A 22,522-nucleotide genomic window follows, 5' to 3' on the forward strand; every position below is an offset into this window, starting at 1 on the left:
TGTCCGGTGGAGCGCGGCGGCTCACCTTATTGGCACTCGGCGCATTTGCCGCGCACCTCGATCACGGGGCGCTCGGCGGCGAAGCCGGTGGCCTCGGCGGCGGCGCGAACGCCGCCCGAAATCTTGTCGTTATCGACATGCACCGCGGTGCCGCACGTGTCGCAGATCAGGAAGATGCAGTCGTGGAGGCAGCCGGGGTGGCTGTTCGCGACAAAGGCGTTCGCGCTTTCGACGCGGCGGACGAGGTTGTTCGCCACGAACAGGTCGAGGATGCGATAGACGCTGTTCGGCGCGACGCGCTTGCCGCGTTTTTGCGACACGATGTCGGCGATTTCATAGGCGCTCGCGGGCTTGCCGATTTCGGCGACCGCGTCGAAAATCTGCGAACGCATGTCGGTCCAGGCTTCGCCTGCGCCCTCAAGCGCGGTCTGTGCCGCCTTGGCGAGCGAGGCGCCGCTGGCCTCGACGTGCGGATGGTCATGCTTGCCCATTGGCGTTTCCTCAGGCGCGGGAAATCCCGCGCTAACTATCGTCCCAATGTAGGCTGTTTAGGGCGTGCCCGCAAGTTGCGGACATCTCCGATGCGGTGGGATCAGTGCCGCGCGCGGCGGTTAAGGTCGTGACCCAGGGCGACGACCGCGACGCCGATCATCGTCGCGATCACTTCGCTGCCGTCGTGCGGCCGCGACAGTGCGCCCGCCATCATGCCCAGCCCGAAGCTGCCGACCGCGAAGGGCATCATATAACCATGGCTGAGCACGCCCGAAACGAGCGTGATCAGCGCAAAGCCGATCGCGATGATCAGCCCGATCTCGTGGAACAGGTGATTGTCGAGAAACACCCCGCCGACCGAGGCGATCGAGGCGAAAAAGATCGTCGTCGCGAGGCAGTGGACGAGGCACAGCCCCGACAGGCCCATCGCAAGCTGATCGCCGCTCAAGGAGGTCAGCGGCCGTGAATCGCGCGCAGCCCGAACCACCGCGCCGAGGCGCGTCAGGACAGGGGCATGGCTGGCGACGTGCGTCACCCGATTCTCCGTTCAACGATTGCAGCGCTTGATATGGCATAACATGACCAAGGTTACAACATCACATAAGCGAATCTTTTTGACTTGCCTCAAGGGGCCGGTCAGTCCGTTTCATAAGAAAACCAATGGGGAGGGTGCGCATGAGCCTTTTGTCGGAACCGCTGACGCTGCCCTGCGGCGCGATATTGCCCAACCGGATCGCCAAGGCCGCGATGACCGAGGGGATGGCGACCCCCGACGGGCGCCCGACCCCCGAACTTGACCGGCTTTACGGCCTGTGGTCCGACGGCGGCGCGGGCCTGCTGATCGGCGGCAATCTGGTGATCGACCGCGATCATCTCGAACGGCCGGGCAATGTCGTGATCGATCGCGCGCCCGATGCCGACATGCACGAGCGCCTCTCGCGCTGGGCGGCCGCGGCGACGCGCGGCGGCAATCATTTCTGGGCGCAGATCAGCCATAGCGGACGGCAGACGCCCGCGGTTGTCAACCGCCACCCCAAATCGGCGTCGGACGTAAAGCTCGCGCTGCCCGGCGGGCAGTTCGGGCAGCCCGAACCGCTGACTCGCGACGAGATCGCCGAGCTGGTGCGGCGCTGGGCGGTCGCGGCAAAGGCTTGCCAGGACGCGGGCTTCACCGGGGTGCAGGTGCACGCCGCGCACGGCTATCTGATGTCGCAGTTCCTGAGCCCGCTTTCGAACCGGCGCTCCGACGATTATGGCGGCAGCCTTGAGAACCGGGCACGCCTGTTGCTCGATGTGATCGGCGCGATCCGCGCCGCGACGGAGCCTGATTTCCCGATCTCGGTCAAGCTCAACAGCGCCGATTTCCAGAAGGGCGGATTCGCGTTCGAGGACAGCCTGACGGTCGCCGGGTGGCTGGAGGCCGCCAGCGTCGACCTGATCGAGATTTCGGGCGGCACCTATGAACAGCCGAAGCTGCTCGGGATCGAGGGGATGGAGGAAAGCGCGCCGCAAAATGTCGCGCCGTCGACGCTCGCGCGCGAAGCCTATTTCGTCGATTTCGCGCTCGCAATGCAGGCGCGGGTGTCGGTGCCGCTGATGGTGACGGGCGGTTTTCGCAGCCGCGCCGCGATGGAGCAGGCGCTCGCCGGCGGCGCCGGCGACGTGATCGGGCTCGGCCGGCCGATGTGCCTGATGACCGACGCGCCGAAACGGCTGCTCGCGGGCGCCGGGATATTGCCGCGCTATGAGAATGGTCTCGGGCTGGTTCCGGGCTGGCTCGGCGTCCTCAAACGTTTCCAGATGGTCAAGGCGATCGACGGCTTCGCGGGCATCTACTGGTTCTACCAGCAGCTCTGGCTGCTCGGCCACAAGGGACGGATCGACGAAAGGCTGAGTGTCTTTTCGGCCTTCCGCACGCTCGAAGCGCGCAACAAGGCGATTATGAAGGCGCGGGGCTAGCTGCCCGCTTCCTCCGCGCGCAGCGCCTTGCGGTCCAGCTTGCCGATCATCGTCTTGGGCAGGTTCAGCCGCACCTCGACCTCTTTCACCCGCTCGTGCTTGCCGAGCTGCGGGTTGAGCCAGGCGGCAAGCGCCTCGCCGTTCATCTGGAACCCATCTTCGAGCGTGACGAACGCCTTGGGCGCTTCGCCGCGATAGGCGTCGGGCACGCCGAGCACGATGGCTTCCTTGACCGCGGGATGTTCGTAGAGATGCGCCTCGATCACGCTGGGGTACACTTTGAACCCGCCAACCGCGATCATGTCCTTCAGCCGGTCGACAATGCGGATATAGCCGTCGGCCTCGACCACCGCGACGTCGCCGGTGCGCAGCCAGCCGTCGTCGGTGAAGCTGTCCTTGTCCGCGTCGGGGCGGTTCCAATAGCCCTGCATGATCTGCGGTCCCTTGACCGCGAGCTCGCCGGGCTCGCCATCGGGGGCGTCCTTCGTCGGATCCTCCTTGTCGAGCAGGCGGATGTGCGTCGCGGGGAGCGGCTGGCCGATCGTGCCCGGCTGGACGGGGCCTTCATAGGGATTGGTCGCGACGACGCCCGAGCTTTCGGTGAGGCCATAGCCTTCGACGAGCGAGGCGCCGGTCGCGACGGTGAATTTCTCGCGCAACTCACCGGGCATCGGTGCGCCGCCCGAGATGCAGATGCGCAGCGAAGAAAAGTCGGTCTTTGCGAGATCGGGATGATCAAGCAGCGCCTGATACATTGTCGGCACGCCCGGGAGCGCGGTTGTTTTCGTTCGCGTGATCGCGTCGAGCGCCTGCTTGGCATCGAAGCGCGGCAGCATTGTGATCGAACCGCCGTTGAGCACTGTGCGGTTGAGCACGCAGGTGTTCGCGAAGACGTGGAAGAAGGGCAGCACGCCTAGAATGCGATCGTCGGCGTCATGGTCGGGGTCGATCGCATTCACCTGCCGCGCATTGGCGGTGAGGTTCTGGTGCGTCAGCTTGGCGCCCTTGGGCGTCCCGGTGGTGCCCCCGGTATATTGGATCAGCGCAATATCCTTTTCGGCGTCGATCGCGACGGCATCGGGTTTGCCATCATTGTCGGTGAGCGCCGAGAAACGGATGATGCGCGGGTCGGCGGGCAGCGCCGCGACCTCGCTGCGCTTGAACAGACGATAGAGCACCGACTTCGCTGCGGGGAGCCCGCCCGCGACCGAGCCGACGACGAGCTGCTTGAGGCTCGACCCGTCGAGCACCTTCAACGCAGTGGGGAGCAGCGCCGCGGCGCTGATCGTGAACAGCGTTTCGGTGCCCGAGTCCTCGACCTGCGCTTCCAACTCGGCGACGGTATAGAGCGGCGAGAAATTGACCACCGTCGCGCCGGCGGCGAGCGCGCCATAATAGGCCGCGACATAATGCGGGACGTTGGGCAGGAAGAGGCCGACGCGGCTGCCCTTGCCGATCCCGCGCTGCTGCAATCCGCGGGCAACGCGCGCCGCGCCGCGCGCAACTTCGGCATAGCCGAACTCGCGGCCCAGAAAATCGAGCATCGGCGCATCGCCGCGCCGGGCGACGCTGGCGGCGAGCATGTCGGGCAGCGACAGCGGCGCAAACTCCTGGTCCCAGGCCGTGGGGTGGCGATAATCGGTCGACCAGGAAAAGCGGCTGTCCATCGGGGGTGATATCCTCTTCGAATATGCGGGGTTCCTTACACTAGGGTCAGTAAGGTGATTTGCAACCGGGCTCGCTTGCGGCGCGCAGTCCGGACGGCTAGGCAGCGCATATTGTCTTCGCCAGGGGTTTTGCCATGCTGCAGCTGTCATCGCGCGTCGCCGCGCCGCTCGTCCTTTTCGCCTTCGCACTCGCCGTTCCGGCAAGCGCGAAGGACAAGACACCGCCGGCACCCCCTGCCCAGATCCGCGAACTCTATGCGTGCCGCGATATCGCCGACGCCTCTGCCCGCCTTGCCTGTTTCGACCGCGAGGTCGGCGAACTGTCGGCCGCCGATACCGCGAAAGAGATTGTGTTTACCGACAAGGAAACCGCGAAAAAGACGCGGCGCGGCCTGTTCGGCTTTTCCTTCCCCAAGCTGGGCGGGATTTTCGGCGGTGACGAGGACGAGATCAAAGAAATCGAGACGGTGATCCGCGGGGTCAGCACCGACCAGTCGGGCAAATATCGCCTGGTTATGGAGGACAATGCGGTGTGGGTACAGATCGACTCCACCAGTCTGCCGCGGCAGCCCAAGCCGGGCCAGAAAGTGAAGATCAAGGTGGCGGCCATGGGCAGCTATTTCGCGACGATCGAGGGCGGCCGCACGATCCGCATGAAGCGCGACCGCTGATCGCCGGCGCGCGACCGGCATCCATGATACAACGATGACGATACAGCGATGACGGGCGGCGACGCGATCCCGCTTCCGGGGCCGGGCTGCCCGCCCTTCGTGCTGCTCGACGACGCGCGTGCAGAGGGCGCGGCGGCGGCGCGATTGTTCGTCGATCCGGTCGAGGTGCTGACCGCCCATTCAGCGGCCGAGGTCCCGGCGCTGCTTTCGGCGCTCGAAGCGGCGCAGGCGCGCGGGCTCCACGCGGGGGGCTATCTGACTTATGAGGCGGGCAAGGCGCTCGCGCCGGCATGGCGCGGGGCAGTTGATGCCGAAACCGGCGCGGCGCCGCTCGGCTGGTTCGGGCTGTTTGACACGGTCCGGCGGATCGATGCCGACAAGGTGGCGGACCTGCTCCCCGATCCGGCATCGGCGTGGATCGGCAAGGTCGCGCCGCGCGTCGCGCGCGCCGACTATCTGGCCGCTGTCGAGGCCGTGCTGGGTTTCATCCGCGCCGGCGATATCTATCAGGCGAATTTCACCTTTCGCGCCGATGTGCCCGTGCGCGGCAATCCGCTCGCGGTTCATGCGCGGCTGCGCCGCACCGCGCGCGCGGGGTATGGCGGGGTGATCTGGACCGGCGAACAGGCGATCGTCTCGCACTCGCCCGAACTCTTCTTTGCGCTGCGTGAGGGGCAGGTGATGGCGCGGCCGATGAAGGGAACCGCGGCGCGGCTTTCCGATCCCGATGCCGACGCCGCCGCGGCGCGCGAGCTTGCCGAAGATCCCAAGCAGCGCGCCGAAAATCTGATGATCGTCGACCTGATCCGCAACGACCTGTCGCGTGTCGCGGTGCCGGGGTCGGTCGCGGTGCCGGGCCTCTTTCGTGTCGAAAGCTTTCCGACGATCCACCAGCTCGTCTCCGATGTCAGTGCGCGCCTGCCCGAAGGCGCCGGGGCGGTCGACGTGCTCCGCGCCGCTTTTCCCTGCGGGTCGATCACCGGGGCGCCGAAAGTGCGCGCGATGGAAATCATCGACGAGCTGGAAACGGGCGCGCGCGGGCTTTACACGGGCTCGATCGGGTTCATCGAGCCGGGGGGCGATGCGGCATTCAATGTTGCGATCCGGACGCTTTTGTTACCGCAAAGCGCCTTGCAGGACGGCCCTGCTTGCGCCACGCTGGGACTGGGCTCCGGAATCGTCGCCGACAGCGAACCGGCTGAAGAATGGCGCGAATGTCTGGCCAAGGGGGAATTTGTGGGCGCAGCGGGGGAAAGCTTCGACCTCATCGAAACGATGTTCTTCGATCCGGTCGAAGGCGTCCAGCGGATCGAGGGGCATCTGGCGCGGATGAAGGCGAGCGCCGCGGCGCTGGGTTTCACCTTCGACCGGCACGGCGCGCGCAACGTCCTGCAATCGGCGACCTTCCGCCTGCGCAGCGCCGCGCGGGTGCGGATGCGGCTCGCGCCGTCGGGCGCGCTTGCGATCGAGGTGTCGCCGCTGCCACGGCTCGCCGAGCTGCCGGTGCCGGTTGCGGTGCGACCCGCGCCGATGGCCGCCGACGATTTTCGCCTGACGCACAAGACGAGCCTGCGCGCCGCCTATGACAGCGCGCGGCACGCGAGCGGCGCCGCCGAGGTCGTGTTCGTCGACGAGCCGGGTTTCGTCACCGAAGGGAGCTGGAGCAACATCTTCGTCGAACGCGATGGCCAATTGCTCACCCCGCCGCTCGCGCTCGGGCTGCTTCCCGGGGTGCTGCGCGCCGAGTTGATCGACAAGGGGCGCGCGGTCGAATCGCACCTGCGGCTCGCCGATCTGGAGAGCGGATTCTTCATCGGCAATTCGCTGCGCGGACTGATCCCGGCGCGGCTGGCGGACGCTGCGGCATCCGCGATAGGCTGACCTGCCAGCTGCATAGGTAAATTATCAACCAGCGCGCTTGCGAATATCGGTCAGAGGCTTTAGGCGCGGCCGCGCGCAATTTCCTGTCCTTTTGCAGCCGACCGCGCAAGCCACGGAAGATATCGTCATGTCGCTGAAGCCCCATGTCTCCGCCGCCCTCAACCGCATCCAGCCGTCGGCAACGCTCGCGATGACCGCGCGCGTGACGGCGCTGAAAGCCGCGGGCGTCGACGTGATCGGCCTCAGCGCGGGCGAGCCCGATTTCGACACCCCCGATTTCGTCAAGGAGGCGGCGATCGAGGCGATCCGCAACGGCCAGACCAAATATACGCTCGTCGACGGCACGGTGGCGCTGAAGGAAGCGATCCGCGGCAAGTTCCGCCGCGACAACGGGCTCGACTTCGGGCTCGACCAGATTTCGGTCAACGTCGGCGGTAAGCACACCTTGTTCAACGCGCTCGTCGCGACCGTCGACAAGGGCGACGAGGTGATCATCCCCGCGCCTTATTGGGTGAGCTACCCCGACATCGTCGCCTTCGCGGGCGGCACGCCGGTGATCATCGAGGGCACCGCGGCGCAGAATTACAAGATCACGCCGGCGCAGCTCGACGCCGCGATCACGCCGAAGACGCGCTGGGTGATGTTCAACTCGCCGTCGAACCCTTCGGGCGCCGCCTATTCGGGCGAGGAACTCGACGCGCTCGGCGAAGTCATCCGCCGGCACCCGCATGTGATGGTGATGACCGACGATATGTACGAGCATGTCTGGTACGCCGATTTCGCCTTCACGACCTTTGCGCAGCGCTGCCCCGACCTGATCGACCGCATCCTGACGGTGAACGGCTGTTCGAAAGCCTATGCGATGACCGGCTGGCGTATCGGCTATGCCGGCGGTCCCGCGTGGATCATCAAGGCGATGGGCAAGCTCCAGTCGCAGTCGACGTCGAACCCCTGTTCGATCGCGCAGGCCGCCGCCGCCGCTGCGCTCGGCGGGCCGCAGCATTTCCTCGACGACCGCAACGCCGCGTTCAAGAAGCGCCGCGACATGGTCGTCGCGATGCTCAACGACGCGCCGGGGCTCAACTGCCCCGTCCCCGACGGCGCCTTCTATGTCTATCCCGACGCGTCGGGCTGCATCGGCAAGAAGACCCCCGACGGCAAGCTGATCGACAGTGACGAAGCGCTCATCGACTATTTCCTCGACAGCGCGAAGGTCGCGGCGGTCCACGGCGGCGCCTTCGGCCTGTCGCCGGCATTCCGCGTCTCCTACGCGACGTCGGAAGCGGTGCTCAAGGAAGCGTGCGTGCGCATCCAGCGGGCGTGCGCGGCGCTCAGCTAAGCGGCATTTCAGCCGCGCACGATTATTTTGTACCGATCGGTCTTGTAATCGCGGCGGCGGCGACTATTTGAACCTGAACGGCGGTTAACCGCCCGGTTCACCGGATAGTAAGTCATTTCCGTTAGGGTGACTGCCATCACTGCACGGCTGGTCGGGGCGCTCCATATCGTCGGTGTAACCAAAGCGGTCTCGGCCGCGAATCGACAGATATGAAAAAAAGAGGCCCATATGCTCTCCATGCTCCGCTCCGACTGGTTCCTGACCATGCTCGCTGGCTTCGCGATTGGCGCGACCTACATCGTCCTCAATCAGCCGGCGCTGCCGATCCCGGCGTGACGCCGCTGCGGCGCGGCCTCTCGCTTCGCGCCGCCACGGCGCTGGTTGCCAGCGCGATTGTTGCGCAATGCGCCCCGGCGCAGGCCGAAAGCGTCGTCAAGTTGCCCGCCGCGCTCGTCGATCCCGCCGTCAATGCGAAACGCGCGACCGCAGTGCTTGCTGGAGGGTGCTTCTGGGGCGTCGAAGGCGTCTTTTCCAACGTCAAAGGCGTGATTTCGGTCGAATCGGGCTATCATGGCGGCAGCGCCGCGACCGCCAAATATGAACTGACCCACGACGGCAAATCGGGTCATGCCGAGGCGGTCCGCATCGTCTATGACCCGTCGCAGGTCAGCTATGGCAGTCTGCTTCGCATTCTCTTTTCAGTGATCGCCGATCCGACGCTCAAAAATCGTCAGGGTCCCGACACGGGCCCGCAATATCGCGCCGCGATCGTCCCGCTCGACGCCAGCCAGCGCCAGGTCGCGACCGCCTATCTGTCGCAGATCGGCGGCGGCAAATATTTCGCCAAGCCCCTCGTCGTACCGGTCGAGGCGTATAAGCGTTTTTATCCCGCCGAGGCGAACCACCAGGATTTCATGCGCCGCAATCCCAGGAACGGCTATATCCTGCGCTGGGACGCACCCAAGCTGGCGGCACTGAAGCGGCTCTATCCCGATATGGTGCGGGCGAAGCCGGCGCCCTGACCACGGCGTGCGGGCCGAGCCTGCACCCCGAAACCCGTAGGTTCCGCGATTGGTCGCGGCAGAAGAATCATTCACCGCAAATCGCTGGCTCCTCCCGCGTGCCTGCGTGACGCAGGAAAAGCCCGAACGGGGTCGGGACGCTATAAAAGTCGCAAATGCGGGGTTCGAATGAAGTTTGAGTTTTCCGGCAGGCCGCTCCTCGCTGTGTCGATGAGCGCCGCGGTGCTTGCGGGCTGCGTCAGCAGTGCCGCGATCGTTCCGCAGCCGCGCGCGCAGCAGCCAGCGGCAGTGCGCGGCCCGTCCGGGGCGGTCACCGTACCGATCGGTCAGCCGGTGCGCTCTCAGATGCCGCGCCCCGCCGGTCCGCTGGACCCCGGCTTTCGCCGCGCTCCCGCCGGCCTCAACGATCGCATCTTCGAGTTATGGCGCGCCTTCCCGGGCAAGACCGGCATCGCAGTGCAGCGCATCGACGGCGAATGGTCATTGTCGCAGCGCGGCGGCGACTTGTTTCCGCAACAGAGTGTGTCGAAGCTGTGGGTCACGCTCACCGTGCTCGACGCGGTCGATCAGGGGCGGATGACGATGGACCAGCGCGTTCGCATCGGCCCCGAAGACCTCACCTTGTTCCACCAGCCGCTCGCGGCGCGCGTGCGCGCCGAAGGCTCGGTGACGATGAGTGTCCGCGATCTCATCGAAACCGCGATCACCCACAGCGACAACACCGCGAACGACAGCCTGCTGCGCACGGTCGGCGGTCCGAGCGCGGTGCGCGCCTTCGTCGCGAAAAAGGACCTCGGTTCGATCCGCTTCGGTCCGGGCGAGCGCCTGTTGCAGGCGGGGACCGCCGGGCTGACCTGGCAGCAAAGCTATTCGATCGGTCGCAATTTCGAGGCCGCGCGCGCCGCGTTGTCGCCCGCGACTCGCCAGGCCGCGATGAACAATTATCTCGCGAATCCCGTCGACGGCGCGAGCCCCGCCGCGATCGCGAGCGCGCTCACGCGGCTCGCACGCGGGACGCTGCTGTCGCCCGAATCGACCGAATATCTGCAAGGCGTGATGAGCCGGACGCGAAGCGGGCCGCGGCGGCTGAAGGCCGGGCTGCCGCCGGGCTGGCAGTTCATGCACAAGACCGGCACCGGACAGAATCTGGGCGGCATGACTGCGGGCTACAACGACATCGGCATCGCGACCGCGCCCGACGGCACCCGCTATGCGATCGTCGTGATGATGGGCAGCACGACCTCGGGCATTCCCGCGCGCATGGCGCTGATGCAGTCGGTCTCGTCGGCCGTTGCCGAATATCACGGAAGGTAATCGAGGATGAAGCTTGCTGCCCTGCCGCTGCTCGCGCTGTCGCTCGCGCTTGCCGGATGTGCGACGCCCGAAACGCGGCTGCGCACCGGCCTCAACAATGCCGGCCTGTCGAAGGCGATGTCGGCGTGCATGGCCGAACGCATGGTCGACCGGTTGTCACTGGTCCAGCTCCGCCGCCTGTCGGCGCTCGGCAGCCTCAAGGACAAGCGCGTCACCGACCTGTCGCTCGACCAGTTTTTTCACAAGGTCCGCGCGCTCAAGGATCCCGAGATACTGACGGTGTCGACGAGCTCGGCGGCGCTCTGCGCGCTGCGCTGACCCATCAATCGCCCGGAAAGCGCACGACGAGGTTCGGCGGCGGAAAGCTGTTCCGCACCGTTTCGGAGCGGTCGGCGGGCGGCCATGGCTCGCGGCGGGAAAAGCTTTCGATCGTGGCATATTGCCCCAGCCGCGTGAGCGAGGTGACGACATAGGGCTGGCCCTCGGCGCCGAGGATCGACGCGCGGTCGGCGAGGTGGAAATGCAGGTGCGGGGCGCTGGCCTGCCCGGTGAAGCCGAGGTAGCCCACGACTTGCCCCACCTTGACGCGGTCGCCGACCGCGACCGGGGCGCCCTGCTTCATATGCTCGTAGGTCGCGATGCGGCCGCCGCCGATGTCGATCATCACGAAATTGCCGCTGGCGTCGGCGATTCCGGGTCTGGGCCTGCCCGATATGGTGGCGGGGTCGGGAACATCGTCGCGCACCGCGACGATCGTGCCGTCGGCGACGGCGAGCACCTCGGCGCCGAAACCATAATGGTTCGCCGGGATATTGGCGTCGCCCGACGAGAGTTTGCCGTTCGTGTCGATCTTCATATAGTCGATCGCGAAGCGTCCGGGCAGGGTGGCCGACCCTTCGGTGGCATAAAAGACACGCCGATGGCCACGCTCCATGCCCGGGTCGTACACCGCGACCCACGGACCGCCGCGCAGCGGCGGTGACAGGCGGGGCGGGGCGGTGGTGTCGGGCGTCGCCGCGCCGCCTGAAATCGTGAAATCATCCTCGTCGGTGTCGATCTTGTTCAGCGTCAGGCTGTGCGAAATCGGCCCACGGGGAAGGGCGGCGGGGATGGGCGCACCGATATAGACGATAGCGCGGCGGCCAATGGGAATGATCCGCGCATTGGCTTCGGGCGGCCCGACGAGGTCTATCGCCGCGGGCAGATCGTCCCGGCTGTAGGTCTTGATCGGCGTGTCACCCGCCTTGATCGCGAGCCCGTTCAGCTCGAGCGGGTGGCTTGAAAAATTGGTGAGGTGGAGCTCATAGACGAGCTGGTCGGTGTCCCCGATTCGAACGATTTTCGGCGCCTCGATGATCTGCACATCGATCGACTGGTTCACCTGTGCCGTCGCTGCGCCCTGGCCGGCGAGCGCCAATAACGCCAAAACTAGAAGCATTATCCGCATCTTCGCTTCCCTCATCCCACATTTCGACCTTGCCCGATTATCAACTCGGGCCCGGGGCGTCATCCGAAAGACGGACCGGCTCGCCGCACGCCTTTGCCGCGGACAAGAATATCTGGGGCTACCCGGGGGTAGAATTGGCGCCGAACTTGTGCTTAGGCGGCGCCGATCCTCTCCCCTTCCAGAGTCGAAAGGCCCGGCAGACCCCATGAACATCCACGAATATCAGGCAAAAGAACTGCTCGCGAAATTTGGCGTCGCCGTGCCCAAGGGCATTGCCGCGATGACCGTCGAGGAAGCTGTCGCCGCGGCAAAGCAGCTCCCCGGGCCGCTCTATGTCGTCAAATCGCAGATCCACGCGGGCGGCCGCGGCAAGGGCAAGTTCAAGGAGCTCGGCCCCGACGCAAAGGGCGGCGTCCGCCTCGCCAAGAGCATCGAGGAAGTCGAAGCGCATGCCAAGGACATGCTCGGCAACACGCTGGTGACGATCCAGACCGGCGAAGCCGGCAAGCAGGTCAACCGCCTATACATCACCGACGGCGCCGACATTAAGCAGGAATTCTACCTTGCGTTGCTCGTCGACCGCGCCACCAGCCGCATCGCGGTCGTCGCCTCGACCGAAGGCGGCATGGACATCGAAACCGTCGCGCACGACACGCCCGAAAAGATCCACACGATCGTCGTCGACCCCGCCACCGGCCTCCAGCCGCACCACGGCCGCAGCGTCGCCGCGGCGCTTGGCCTGTCGGGCGATCTCGCCAAGCAGGCGGCCAAGGTTCTCGCCGGCCTGTACGCCGCGTTCCTCGGCACCGATGCCGAACAGATCGAAATCAACCCGCTCGCTGTCTGCGAAGGCGCGAATGGCGACGAACTGCTCGTGCTCGACGCCAAGGTGGCGTTCGACGGCAATGCGATGTTCCGCCACAAGGATCTCGCCGACCTCCGCGATCTGACCGAAGAAGATCCGGCCGAGGTCGAAGCGTCGGAATATGACCTCGCCTACATCAAGCTCGACGGCAACATCGGCTGCATGGTGAACGGCGCGGGCCTCGCGATGGCGACGATGGACATCATCAAGCTGAACGGCGAATTCCCCGCCAACTTCCTCGACGTCGGCGGCGGCGCTTCGAAGGAAAAAGTCACCGCGGCGTTCAAGATCATCCTCAAGGACCCCGCCGTAAAGGGCATCCTCGTCAACATCTTCGGCGGCATTATGAAGTGCGACATCATCGCCGACGGCATCGTCGCCGCGGCGAAGGAAGTGAACCTCTCGGTTCCGCTCGTTGTCCGCCTCGAAGGCACGAACGTCCAGGAAGGCAAGGATATCCTCGCCAATTCGGGCCTGCCGATCGTTGCAGCCAACGATCTGGGCGACGCGGCAAAGAAAATCGTCGCCGAGGTGAACAAGGCGGCGTGATAATCCAACCCTCCCTCGCACCCGCGAGGGAGGAGTAGGGACTGCTAGTTGACGTTTACGTAAACGCCAATTATGGCGCAGTGCACAATTTTTCGAGAGGAGCTGTCGAAGCTATGAAAATCCTCGTCCCCGTAAAGCGGGTGCTCGATTACAACGTCAAGCCGCGGGTCAAGGCCGACGGCACGGGCGTTGACCTGGCCAATGTCAAAATGTCGATGAACCCGTTCGACGAGATCGGTGTCGAAGAAGCGATTCGCCTGAAGGAAAAGGGCGTCGCGACCGAGATCATCGCCGTTTCCGTCGGCCCGGCCAAGGCGCAGGAAACGCTGCGCACCGCGCTCGCGATGGGCGCCGACCGCGCAATCCTCGTCCAGACCGATGACGCGGTCGAGCCGCTCGCGCTCGCGAAGATTTTCAAGGCGATCGCCGACGCCGAACAGCCGGGTCTCGTGATCCTCGGCAAGCAGGCGATCGACGACGACAACAACCAGACCGGCCAGATGCTCGCAGCGCTGACCGGCTGGGCGCAGGGCACCTTCGCCAGCGCGGTCAACGTCGATGGCGATAGCGTCAATGTGACGCGCGAAGTCGACGGCGGCCTCGAAACGGTGAAGCTGAAACTCCCCGCGATCGTCACCACCGACCTTCGTCTGAACGAGCCGCGCTACGCGTCGCTGCCGAACATCATGAAGGCGAAGTCGAAGCCGCTCGATACCAAGTCGCCCGCCGATTACGGCGTCGACACGGCGCCGCGCGTCAAGACGGTCAAGGTTTCCGAACCGCCCGTCCGTTCGGCCGGCGTCAAGGTCGCCGATGTCGATGAACTGGTTGCCAAGCTCAAAGCGCTGGGAGTGCATTCATGAAAACTCTGGTTTGGGTCGAACATGACGGCAGCGCCGTCAAGGACGCCACGCTCGCCGCGGTGACCGCTGCGTCGAAGCTTGGCGAAGTCCACCTCCTCGTCGCCGGTAGCGGTGTCGATGGCGTCGCCAAGGAAGCCGCGCAGATCGCCGGCGTGGGGAAAGTGCATGTCGCCGACAACGCCGCTTTCGGTCACAACCTGCCCGAAAATGTCGCGCCGCTCGTCGCCGATCTCATGGGTTCGCACGATGCCTTCGTCGCGCCCGCGACGACCACCGGCAAGAATATCGCGCCGCGCGTCGCCGCCTTGCTCGACGTGATGCAGATTTCGGAAATCCTGTCGGTCGAGGGTCCGAAGACCTTCACCCGCCCGATCTATGCCGGCAACGCGATCGCGACGGTCGAATCGTCGGACGCGAAGCTCGTCCTCACCGTCCGCGGCACCGCCTTTGAAAAGGCTGCCACCTCGGGCGGTTCGGGCACCGTCGAAGCCGTCTCGGCTGGCGGCGATACCGGCATCTCGAGCTTCGTCGGCGCCGAAATCGCCAAGTCGGAGCGTCCCGAGTTGACCTCGGCCAAGATCATCGTGTCAGGCGGCCGCGCGCTCGGTTCGAGCGAGAAGTATGAGGAAGTCATCGTACCGCTCGCCGACAAGCTCGGCGCGGCGCTCGGTGCTTCGCGCGCCGCGGTCGATGCGGGTTACGTCCCCAACGACTATCAGGTCGGCCAGACCGGCAAGATCGTCGCGCCGCAGGTCTATTTCGCGATCGGCATCTCGGGCGCGATCCAGCATCTCGCCGGGATGAAGGATTCGAAGACGATCGTCGCGATCAACAAGGACGAAGACGCCCCGATCTTCCAGGTCGCCGACTTCGGCCTCGTCGCCGATCTCTTCAATGCCGTTCCCGAACTGACCGGCAAGATCTAACCGGCAGCCGCAGTGGCCGGTAACCATCCCGGAGTGCCCGGACTGGGCGACGCGCCGTTCAATGCCGGCGGTCGCCGCGCGGCGCGGAACGCGGACCATCACGATGCGGTCGAGGGCGACGACGCCCTCGACCGCTCGTTGATTCTGGCGAGCGTCGCGCGCGATGCGCGGCTCGACAAGAAATTCCTCCTGCTGACCATCCTCGCGGCGATGATCGCCACGCTGGGCCTGCTGCAAAGCTCGACCGCGGTCGTCATCGGTGCGATGCTCGTGTCGCCGCTGATGGGACCGATCATGGGCATCGGCTTCGGCCTCGCGACGCTCGAAACCAATCTGATTCGCCGCTCGCTGGTGACGCTGGCCGCGGGCACGGCGGTCGCGATCCTCGTCGCGATACTGATCATCTGGCTGTCGCCGATCAAGGACGTCACCCCTGAACTGCGCGCGCGAACCCAGCCCACCCTGCTCGACCTCGGGGTCGCGGTGGTTGGCGGGATTGCCGGCGTCTATGCGATCATGCGCAAGCTGTCGGGGGTGATGGTCGGCGTTGCGATTGCGACCGCGCTGGTGCCGCCGCTGTCGACCGTCGGCTTCGGCCTGGCGACGGGGCGTTTCGATTTCGCCGTCGGGGCGGCGCTGTTGTTCCTGACGAACACGCTCGCGATCGCCTTTGCCGCGACGATCGTCGCGCGGCTCAATCATTTCGGGCCGTCGCTGACGCCGCAGCATACGGCGATGCAGGTCGTGGGCATCGCCCTGACGCTAGGCATATTGTCGGTTCCGCTCGCGCTCACGCTCAACAGCCTGGCGGGCGAAGTCCGTGCGCGGTCGGTGGTCCAGACCGAACTGCGCGCGATGCTCGGCGAAAGCGACCGCGTCGACAGCCTCAATGTGCGGATGGAACATGACGCCATCGCGGTCGATGGCGTCGTGCTCGTCGACCGCTACGCCGGACGGCTCGACGGGCTGCTCGCGGCGAAAATCGGCGCCGAACTGGGCCGCGAGGTGCGCGTCAATATCGTCCAGCTGCGGCAGCAGACCAACGCCGCGGTGCAGGTCGAGGAACAGCTGGGTCGCCGCCTCGCCGCGCTCGAACAGCGCGAGGAGGACAGCCGCGCAATCCTCGCCGGCCTGACCGTCGGCGCATTGCTGCCGCGCGAACGGGTGCTGATCGACGCGCAGGCGCGCCGCGTCGTCGTCCAGCGCGACCGCGAGGCCGAGGGCGAGCAGGTCGCCGCCGCGATCGACCGCGTCATGGCTTCGGTACAGACGGACCATCCGCAATGGCTGATCCAGAATGGAAGCCTCACCGCTGCAACGGCGCCCCCCACGGAAGCCACCGCGACCGAATAGCCTTGCGCAGACCTATTCGGGTTGACCTGTCGCGCCCGATCCCATGTGATGCGCGCCGAACCCGGCGGACGCCCGGGCAGGGGAGAGGCGATATGCGCGGCAAGCGACTGGCGTTGGCGATGATGATGATGGCGAGTGCGGGCCCGGCGGCGACCGCGCCCCCGCTGCACGCACAGGCGGCGCCGCGCGAAGTGCTGACGATCGACAAGGCGCGGATCGATGCCGCGCTGAAGGCGATGATCGCCGACGGCCGCGCCGCGGGCACGTCGGCGCTGATCTGGCAGGACGGGCGCGAGGTCTATTTCGGCACCGCCGGCATGGCCGACCGCGAAGCGAAGCGCCCGATGCGCCGCGACACGATCGCCCAAATCTATTCGATGACCAAGCCCGTCACCGGCGTCGCGCTGATGCAGCTCTGGGAGGCGGGCAAGTTCCACCTCGACGACCCGCTCGCCAAATATCTGCCCGAATATGCGAGCATGCGCGTTTATGCGGGCAAGGATGCGGCGGGCCAGCCGCTTTACGTCGCCGCCGAGCGCCCGATCACGGTGCGCGATATCCTGCGCCACACCGCGGGCTTCGTCTATGGCGGCGGGCCAACGCCCGCGCACGACGCCTATGTCGCCGCCGAACCGCTCGCGCTGACAATTCCGCTTGCCGAGGCGAGTAAACGCCTCGCGGGCGTGCCTTTGCTGTACCAGCCCGGCACCCAGTGGGAATATAGCATCGCGGTCGATGTGCAGGCGGCGCTCGTCGAAAAGCTCTCGGGCCAGCCCTTCGCGGCCTATGTCCAAACCCATATCTTCGAACCGCTGGGGATGCGGGAGACCGCGTGGCGCCAGCCCGACGCGCGGCTGCCGCGCTTCGCGGCGATGAATGTGAAGAAGGATGGCAAGCTGATCCAGCAAGCCGCGGCCGAGGCGCAGGTGCTGAATTTCAGGGATCATGCGCTGACCCCCGGCGGCTTCGGCCTCGCCTCCACCCTCGACGATTATCAGCGCTTCGCCCGGATGTTGTTGAACAAGGGGGAACTTGATGGCGCGCGCATCCTCAAGCCTTCGACCGTCAAGCTGATGGCGACCGACCAGCTCGACCCCGCGATCAAGGAACGCGCGTGGCTCCCCGGCAAAGGCGCGGTCGGTTTCGGTTTCGACTTCGCGGTGCGGAAATCGCCGCCGCAGACGTCACAGGAAAATCGCGGCGCGACGGGCGAATATTTCTGGGACGGCATGGCATCGACGCTCTTCTGGGTGGATCCGGCGAACAGGCTGACCGCGGTCTTCTTCGTCCAGACCATCCCCTATGACGGCACGCTCCACCGCGATTTTCGGGCGGCGGTCTATGGACGGGATTACAAGGGGCCGGCGGGCGACTAAGGAAGTATCGGACCATCATCCGCATCATCGATTCGCCGGCCGCCGCTGCTTGCATCCCTTTTCCGGATGTCTATCGTTGTCCGGATGAGACCTTTTGATCGACCTCTGTCAGCCGGCCGCCTTGCTCTTGCGGGGCTTCTGATGACTGCGCCGGCAAGTCTCTCCGCAACCGAGCCTGCCCCCGAAGCGCGATGGGAGGTCAACGCCGGCAAAACCAAATGCCGACTGATCCGGCATTTCACGCTGTCCGGCCAGAAATATCGTCTCGAATTGGCTCAAGGCTGGAGTTTTGGAGGCTACGACTGGACGTTGTATGGCGGCGCGCTTCCGACCTATTCTTCGGCCACGTCGATCACAATAGCGCTCGACCCGCCCGCCCCGACGCATCGCTTCAAGACCAATCCTCATATGTTTTACGCGGATGACGAACGGGGGATTGGCTGGCACGACACCGATAGCCGTCTTTTCAATGCCTTGCGCGACAATCAGCATATACGCATCACCGGCGCGAAAAAACTCGATGTTGCGCTTGACCTGCCTAATGCGAGCAATGCCCTCAAGGCTTTGGAGGCTTGCGAGAATGGCCTGTTTACCAGCTGGGGGATTGATGCGAAACAATTTCGTTCGCTGACCGCTCGCGCCGAACCGTCAAATTACCCTGGACGATGGGCCACCACGGACGACTATCCACAGGCTGATTTCGCCCGCAAAAATGAGGGTATGACCACCTTTCTGCTGCCCGTTGGGCCCGACGGGAAAGTGAGTGATTGCCGGATCGTCGACAGTTCCGGATTCCCCAGCCTCGATCAGCGCACATGCGAATTGATGCTGGCCCGCGCCGCCTTTCGTGCGGCAAAGGACGGCAATGGCCGCGCGGTCTCGAGCTTTTATATCAACAAGGTCTACTGGAAAGTTCCGCGTTAGGCCGGTCATTTTTCTGTCATCGACTTGCGCTTGAGGCTTGGGCCTCATGTCCGCCTGTGGGCGGCAGCTTTTGAGGAACTCGCGGATGTCCCAGCCCGATAAACGCACCCTGCTCGCCGAAGGCCTTGCGGCCGGCGATGACGATAGCGCGCTCCACGTGCGCCTCGCCGCCGCGGGCGTGTCGGCGGCGGCGGCGAAATATGAGGTCGACCGGCTGGCGAAGGACCCGATGGCGGCGATGCTGAGGCGGCAGGCGGCGCGGATGGCGAAGCAGGGCTGGCTGCTCGCCAATCAGGAACGGCTCGCGCGCGAAGCGGAAGGCGGCTTCGCGCTCGACACACTCGCCAGCCCCGATGCCGAGCATTTCTATCGCCACTATTATGAGGCGAACCGGCCCGCGAAGCTGACGGGCATCGTCGATCATTGGCCGGCGCTGGCGCGTTGGTCGCTCGACCATTTCGCCGCGGCCGCGGGCGATGCCGTCGTCGAGGCGCAGGTCGAGCGCGAGCGCGATCCCGATTATGAGCTCGCCAAGGACGATCACCGCCGCCTCGTCCGTTTCGCCGAACTGATCGACTGGCTCCGCAAAGACGAGGCGAGCAACGACGTCTACCTCACCGCCTATAACAGCGGCACCAACGCCGCGGCGCTCACTCCCTTGTGGGACGATATGGCACCGATCGCGCTGCTCGACGATACACGCTCGCGCGACGGCTTTTTCTGGCTTGGCCCCAAGGGGACGCTGACCCCATGGCATCACGATCTCACCAACAATCTGCTCGTGCAGGTGATCGGGCGAAAGCGCGTGCGGATGGCGCCGCCGTGGGCGTTCGCGCGGATGCGCAACAGCCGCCATTGCTTCTCCGACTGGGGCAATGAAGCCTTGCCCGCCGGCCATGGCGATGCGGCCGTACCGCCGGTGCTCGAAACAATCATCGGCCCGGGCGAAGCCATCTTCCTGCCCGTCGGCTGGTGGCACCAGGTCGAAGCGCTCGACCTGTCGGCGAGCATGAGCTTCACGAGCTTTCGCCGGCCCAACACGCATGTCGAGGGTTACGCATCGTGGGGCGATTTGTGACGGTTCAGCGGATTTGGCGCTCCTTGAGGCGGCATTTTCGCTTTCTTGTTCCGTACCTATCCTGACGCGATTGGCGGCTTGCGCGCATCGGCCGAAGACCGCACGATCCCCGCATGACGGTTCTTCCTGACTTGCTCCCAGCCTTGATGGCGCGCGTTGTCGGCCCCGGCGTTTTGTCGGGCCTGACGCGTTTGTCGGGCGGTGCGAACATGGAGAGCTTCGCGTTCGAGTGGGCGGGTGCGGGCGGGACGTCGGGCTATGTGCTGCGGCGTGCGCCGTCGGCGGATTATATGGCGGACCGCCCGTTCGGGCATGTCGACGAGGCGGCGCTGGTGATGGCGGCGTTTGATGCGGGGGTGCGGGCGCCCGAGGTGGTGGGAGTGCTGGAGCCGGGCGACGGGCTGGGCACGGGCTATGTGATGCGGCGGGTGCGGGCGGAGGTGTCGCCGGCGAAGATCTTGGCGGGTCCGCCGCCGTCGCTGCTGGAGGATCTCGGCCGCGAGCTGGCACGGATCCACCGTATCCCACTGGACCGCGTGCCCGCTGCGATCCCGCTGATGGACACGGCGGCGGCGCTGGCGGAGCTTCGCTCGCGCTTCCTGTCGTACGGCGGCGACCGCCCGGTGATCGCGCTGGCGATCCGCTGGTGCGAGGACCATCTGCCCGAACCGGCGCCGCCGGTGCTGGTGCACGGCGACTATCGCATGGGCAATGTGATGGTGGGCGCCGACGGTCTGGCGGCGGTGCTCGACTGGGAGCTCGCGCACCGCGGCGACGCGCATGAGGACCTCGCGTTCGGCTGCATGACCGTGTGGCGCTTCGGACAGCTCGATAAACCGGCGTTCGGGGTCGGCAGCCTCGAGGACTACTTCGCGGCCTATGAGGCGGCGGGCGGGACGAAGGTCGATCGCGGCCGCTTCCGCTTCTGGCTGATCTACCGGACGCTCTGGTGGGCGCTGGGGTGCCTGCAGATGGGGCAGATGTGGCGGAGCGGCGCCGACCCGACGGTCGAGCGCGTCGTCATCGGCCGGCGGACGGCGGAGCAGGAGCTCGACCTCGTTCGCTTGCTCGAGGACGAGGTGCCCGAGGCCGAGCGGGGAAGGGCGCTGCCCGCGTCGCCCGGCGCTGCACCGGCGCCGACCGGCGAGCCGACGAACCGCGAGATCGTGCAGGCGGTGCGCGACTGGATCGAGGGATCGATCAAGCCTCATGCCGGGGGCCACGCCAAGTTCGAGGCGGTGGTCGCGATGAACGCGCTCGGCATCGTGCTGCGCGACCTGGGTGCGGGCGTGCGGTCAGAAGACAAGGCACTCGCCGAGGCCTTGCTGTCGGGAACCACGACGCTCGCCGAGCCGGGCCTGCTCGCGAAGCTGCGGCGCGATGTGCTCGATAAATGCGCGATCGACAGCCCCAAATATGCCGCGCTCGGTGCGGCGCGCGCCGACTGGCGCGGATAGAGATAACAGGGAGAGAGACATGGACTTTGCGATGCCCGCCGCCTTGCAGGCGTATCTCGACGAGCTCGACGCGTTTATCGACGCCGAGATCAGGCCGCTCGAACTGGCGGACGACAATATCCGCTTCTTCGACCACCGCCGCGAGCATGCACGCACCGACTGGGACAATCAGGGGCTGCCGCGCCACGAGTGGGAAACGCTGCTACGCCAAGCCACCCGCAAGGCCGACGCCGCGGGCCACTGGCGCTTCTCGGCGCCGAAGAAATATGGCGGCAAGGACGGCTCGAACCTCGCGATGGCGGTGATCCGCGAGCACTTCGCGGCGAAGGGCCTTGGCCTCCACAACGACCTCCAGAACGAGCACAGCATCGTCGGCAACTTCCCGTTCGTCGAGATGTTCGAGCAGTTCGCGACGAGCGAGGAGCAGAAGCAGGAATTTATCCTCGGCGGGTTCGAAGGCAAGCGCCGCACTGCGTTCGGGCTGACCGAGCCCGACCATGGCAGCGACGCAACGCATATGGAGACGCGCGCGGTCAAGGAAACCCGCGACGGCATCGACGGCTGGCTCATCAATGGCCGCAAGATGTGGATCACCGGCATGCACAGCGCGACGCACTGCGCGACCTTCTGCCGCACCAGCGGCGAGGACGGCGACGCGAAGGGGATCACCTGCCTGCTCGTCCCGACCGGCACGCCGGGCATGACGGTCGATGAATATCTGTGGACGTTCAACATGCCGACCGACCATCCGCGCATGACGTTCAGCGATGTGTGGGTGCCCGACGACGCAAGGCTCGGTCCCGAGGGCGGCGGCCTGTCGATCGCGCAGAGCTTCGTCCACCAGAACCGCATCAGGCAGGCGGCGTCCTCGCTGGGCGCCGCGGTCTATTGCATCGAGGAAAGCGTCAAATACGCACGCACCCGCAAGCCGTTCGGCGAGGCGCTGGCGAAGAACCAGGCGATCCAGTTCCCGCTCGTCGAGCTCGCGACGCAGGCCGAGATGCTGCGCCTGCTGATCCGCAAGACCGCGTGGGACATGGACAACACCCCGCACAAGGAGGTCGAGCGCACGCTCTCCGACAAGGTCAGCATGTGCAACTACTGGGCGAACCGGCTCGTCTGCGAAGCCGCCGACCGCGCGATGCAGGTCCATGGCGGCATCGGCTACTCACGCCACAAGCCGTTCGAACATATCTACCGCCACCACCGCCGCTACCGCATCACCGAAGGCGCCGAGGAAATACAAATGCGAAAGGTCGCAGCCTATCTGTTCGGATTTATGGGGCCGCGCAAAGGGACTTTGGGATAGGTCGGTCTTCTACCTTCGTCATGCCGGGCT

Annotated in this window: 20 protein-coding genes; 16 read left to right on the plus strand and 4 right to left on the minus strand. The window is 65.8% G+C overall.

All coding sequences use genetic code 11. The features are described 5' to 3' along the window. Positions 1-26 precede the first annotated feature (26 nt). Entirely contained in the window at positions 27-491 is a 465-nt protein-coding gene (locus V8J55_RS08470; RefSeq protein ID WP_336445184.1) for a Fur family transcriptional regulator, read from the minus strand. 101 nt (positions 492-592) lie between these two features. Continuing rightward, positions 593-1,027 (minus strand): MerC domain-containing protein, encoded by a 435-nt coding sequence (locus V8J55_RS08475; protein WP_171013867.1) that lies wholly within the window; start codon positions 1,025-1,027, stop codon positions 593-595. Between the two features lie 140 nt (positions 1,028-1,167). On the opposite strand from V8J55_RS08475, the gene V8J55_RS08480 reads away from it, so the two are divergent. Then, complete coding sequence (locus tag V8J55_RS08480) at positions 1,168-2,451, plus strand: NADH:flavin oxidoreductase/NADH oxidase family protein (protein WP_336445185.1); 1,284 nt, start codon at positions 1,168-1,170, stop codon at positions 2,449-2,451. Here V8J55_RS08480 and V8J55_RS08485 read toward each other — a convergent pair. Continuing rightward, the gene (locus V8J55_RS08485) at positions 2,448-4,118 is read right to left on the minus strand and encodes an AMP-binding protein (protein ID WP_336445186.1); all 1,671 of its coding nucleotides are present in this window, start codon (positions 4,116-4,118) and stop codon (positions 2,448-2,450) included. The two genes, V8J55_RS08480 and V8J55_RS08485, sit on opposite strands and share 4 nt — an antisense overlap. 134 nt (positions 4,119-4,252) lie before the next feature. On the opposite strand from V8J55_RS08485, the gene V8J55_RS08490 reads away from it, so the two are divergent. The 6 genes from V8J55_RS08490 (at position 4,253) to V8J55_RS08515 (ending at position 10,663) form a co-directional block, all read left to right on the plus strand. Beyond that, entirely contained in the window at positions 4,253-4,789 is a 537-nt protein-coding gene (locus tag V8J55_RS08490) for a hypothetical protein (protein ID WP_336445187.1), read from the plus strand. Between the two features lie 48 nt (positions 4,790-4,837). Continuing rightward, a complete protein-coding gene (pabB, locus tag V8J55_RS08495) occupies positions 4,838-6,670 on the plus strand; it encodes an aminodeoxychorismate synthase component I (protein ID WP_336445188.1) in 1,833 nt (610 codons plus the stop codon). 127 nt (positions 6,671-6,797) lie between these two features. Next, complete coding sequence (locus V8J55_RS08500; RefSeq protein ID WP_336445189.1) at positions 6,798-8,009, plus strand: pyridoxal phosphate-dependent aminotransferase; 1,212 nt, start codon at positions 6,798-6,800, stop codon at positions 8,007-8,009. Between the two features lie 341 nt (positions 8,010-8,350). Continuing rightward, positions 8,351-9,031 (plus strand): peptide-methionine (S)-S-oxide reductase MsrA, encoded by a 681-nt coding sequence (msrA, locus tag V8J55_RS08505; protein WP_443030815.1) that lies wholly within the window; start codon positions 8,351-8,353, stop codon positions 9,029-9,031. 168 nt (positions 9,032-9,199) lie between these two features. After that, positions 9,200-10,345 carry a serine hydrolase gene (locus V8J55_RS08510; RefSeq protein ID WP_336445191.1) on the plus strand — a complete coding sequence of 382 codons (1,146 nt, stop codon included), beginning with the start codon at positions 9,200-9,202 and terminating at the stop codon, positions 10,343-10,345. 6 nt (positions 10,346-10,351) lie between these two features. Beyond that, a complete protein-coding gene (locus V8J55_RS08515; protein WP_336445192.1) occupies positions 10,352-10,663 on the plus strand; it encodes a hypothetical protein in 312 nt (103 codons plus the stop codon). Between the two features lie 4 nt (positions 10,664-10,667). On the opposite strand, the gene V8J55_RS08520 is transcribed toward V8J55_RS08515, so the two are convergent. Next, positions 10,668-11,783 (minus strand): M23 family metallopeptidase, encoded by a 1,116-nt coding sequence (locus tag V8J55_RS08520; protein ID WP_336445193.1) that lies wholly within the window; start codon positions 11,781-11,783, stop codon positions 10,668-10,670. A gap of 214 nt (positions 11,784-11,997) precedes the next feature. Here V8J55_RS08520 and sucC point away from each other — a divergent pair, with 214 nt between their 5' ends. From sucC to V8J55_RS08565, 9 genes are all read left to right on the plus strand, one after another. Beyond that, positions 11,998-13,206 carry an ADP-forming succinate--CoA ligase subunit beta gene (sucC, locus tag V8J55_RS08525; RefSeq protein ID WP_336445194.1) on the plus strand — a complete coding sequence of 403 codons (1,209 nt, stop codon included), beginning with the start codon at positions 11,998-12,000 and terminating at the stop codon, positions 13,204-13,206. A 113-nt stretch (positions 13,207-13,319) separates the two neighbouring features. After that, positions 13,320-14,069, plus strand: coding sequence for an electron transfer flavoprotein subunit beta/FixA family protein (locus V8J55_RS08530; protein ID WP_336445195.1), 750 nt, complete (start codon positions 13,320-13,322; stop codon positions 14,067-14,069). Next, positions 14,066-14,995, plus strand: a complete 930-nt coding sequence (locus V8J55_RS08535) for an electron transfer flavoprotein subunit alpha/FixB family protein (RefSeq protein WP_336445196.1) — start codon at positions 14,066-14,068, stop codon at positions 14,993-14,995. Before V8J55_RS08530 ends, V8J55_RS08535 begins: the two co-directional genes overlap by 4 nt. Before the next feature lie 12 nt (positions 14,996-15,007). After that, the gene (locus V8J55_RS08540) at positions 15,008-16,348 is read left to right on the plus strand and encodes a DUF389 domain-containing protein (RefSeq protein ID WP_336445197.1); all 1,341 of its coding nucleotides are present in this window, start codon (positions 15,008-15,010) and stop codon (positions 16,346-16,348) included. A 92-nt stretch (positions 16,349-16,440) separates the two neighbouring features. Continuing rightward, a complete protein-coding gene (locus tag V8J55_RS08545) occupies positions 16,441-17,724 on the plus strand; it encodes a serine hydrolase domain-containing protein (protein WP_336445198.1) in 1,284 nt (427 codons plus the stop codon). A gap of 141 nt (positions 17,725-17,865) precedes the next feature. Then, the gene (locus V8J55_RS08550; protein ID WP_336445199.1) at positions 17,866-18,648 is read left to right on the plus strand and encodes an energy transducer TonB; all 783 of its coding nucleotides are present in this window, start codon (positions 17,866-17,868) and stop codon (positions 18,646-18,648) included. Between the two features lie 85 nt (positions 18,649-18,733). Continuing rightward, positions 18,734-19,726: a cupin-like domain-containing protein gene (locus tag V8J55_RS08555; RefSeq protein ID WP_336445200.1), complete on the plus strand. Its 993-nt coding sequence runs from the start codon at positions 18,734-18,736 to the stop codon at positions 19,724-19,726. 113 nt (positions 19,727-19,839) lie between these two features. Next, positions 19,840-21,183 (plus strand): phosphotransferase family protein, encoded by a 1,344-nt coding sequence (locus V8J55_RS08560; protein ID WP_336445201.1) that lies wholly within the window; start codon positions 19,840-19,842, stop codon positions 21,181-21,183. A gap of 19 nt (positions 21,184-21,202) precedes the next feature. Further along, positions 21,203-22,492 carry an acyl-CoA dehydrogenase family protein gene (locus V8J55_RS08565; protein WP_336445202.1) on the plus strand — a complete coding sequence of 430 codons (1,290 nt, stop codon included), beginning with the start codon at positions 21,203-21,205 and terminating at the stop codon, positions 22,490-22,492. Positions 22,493-22,522: the final 30 nt, after the last annotated feature.

Source organism: Sphingopyxis sp. CCNWLW2 (assembly GCF_037095755.1).
Lineage (GTDB): Bacteria > Pseudomonadota > Alphaproteobacteria > Sphingomonadales > Sphingomonadaceae > Sphingopyxis.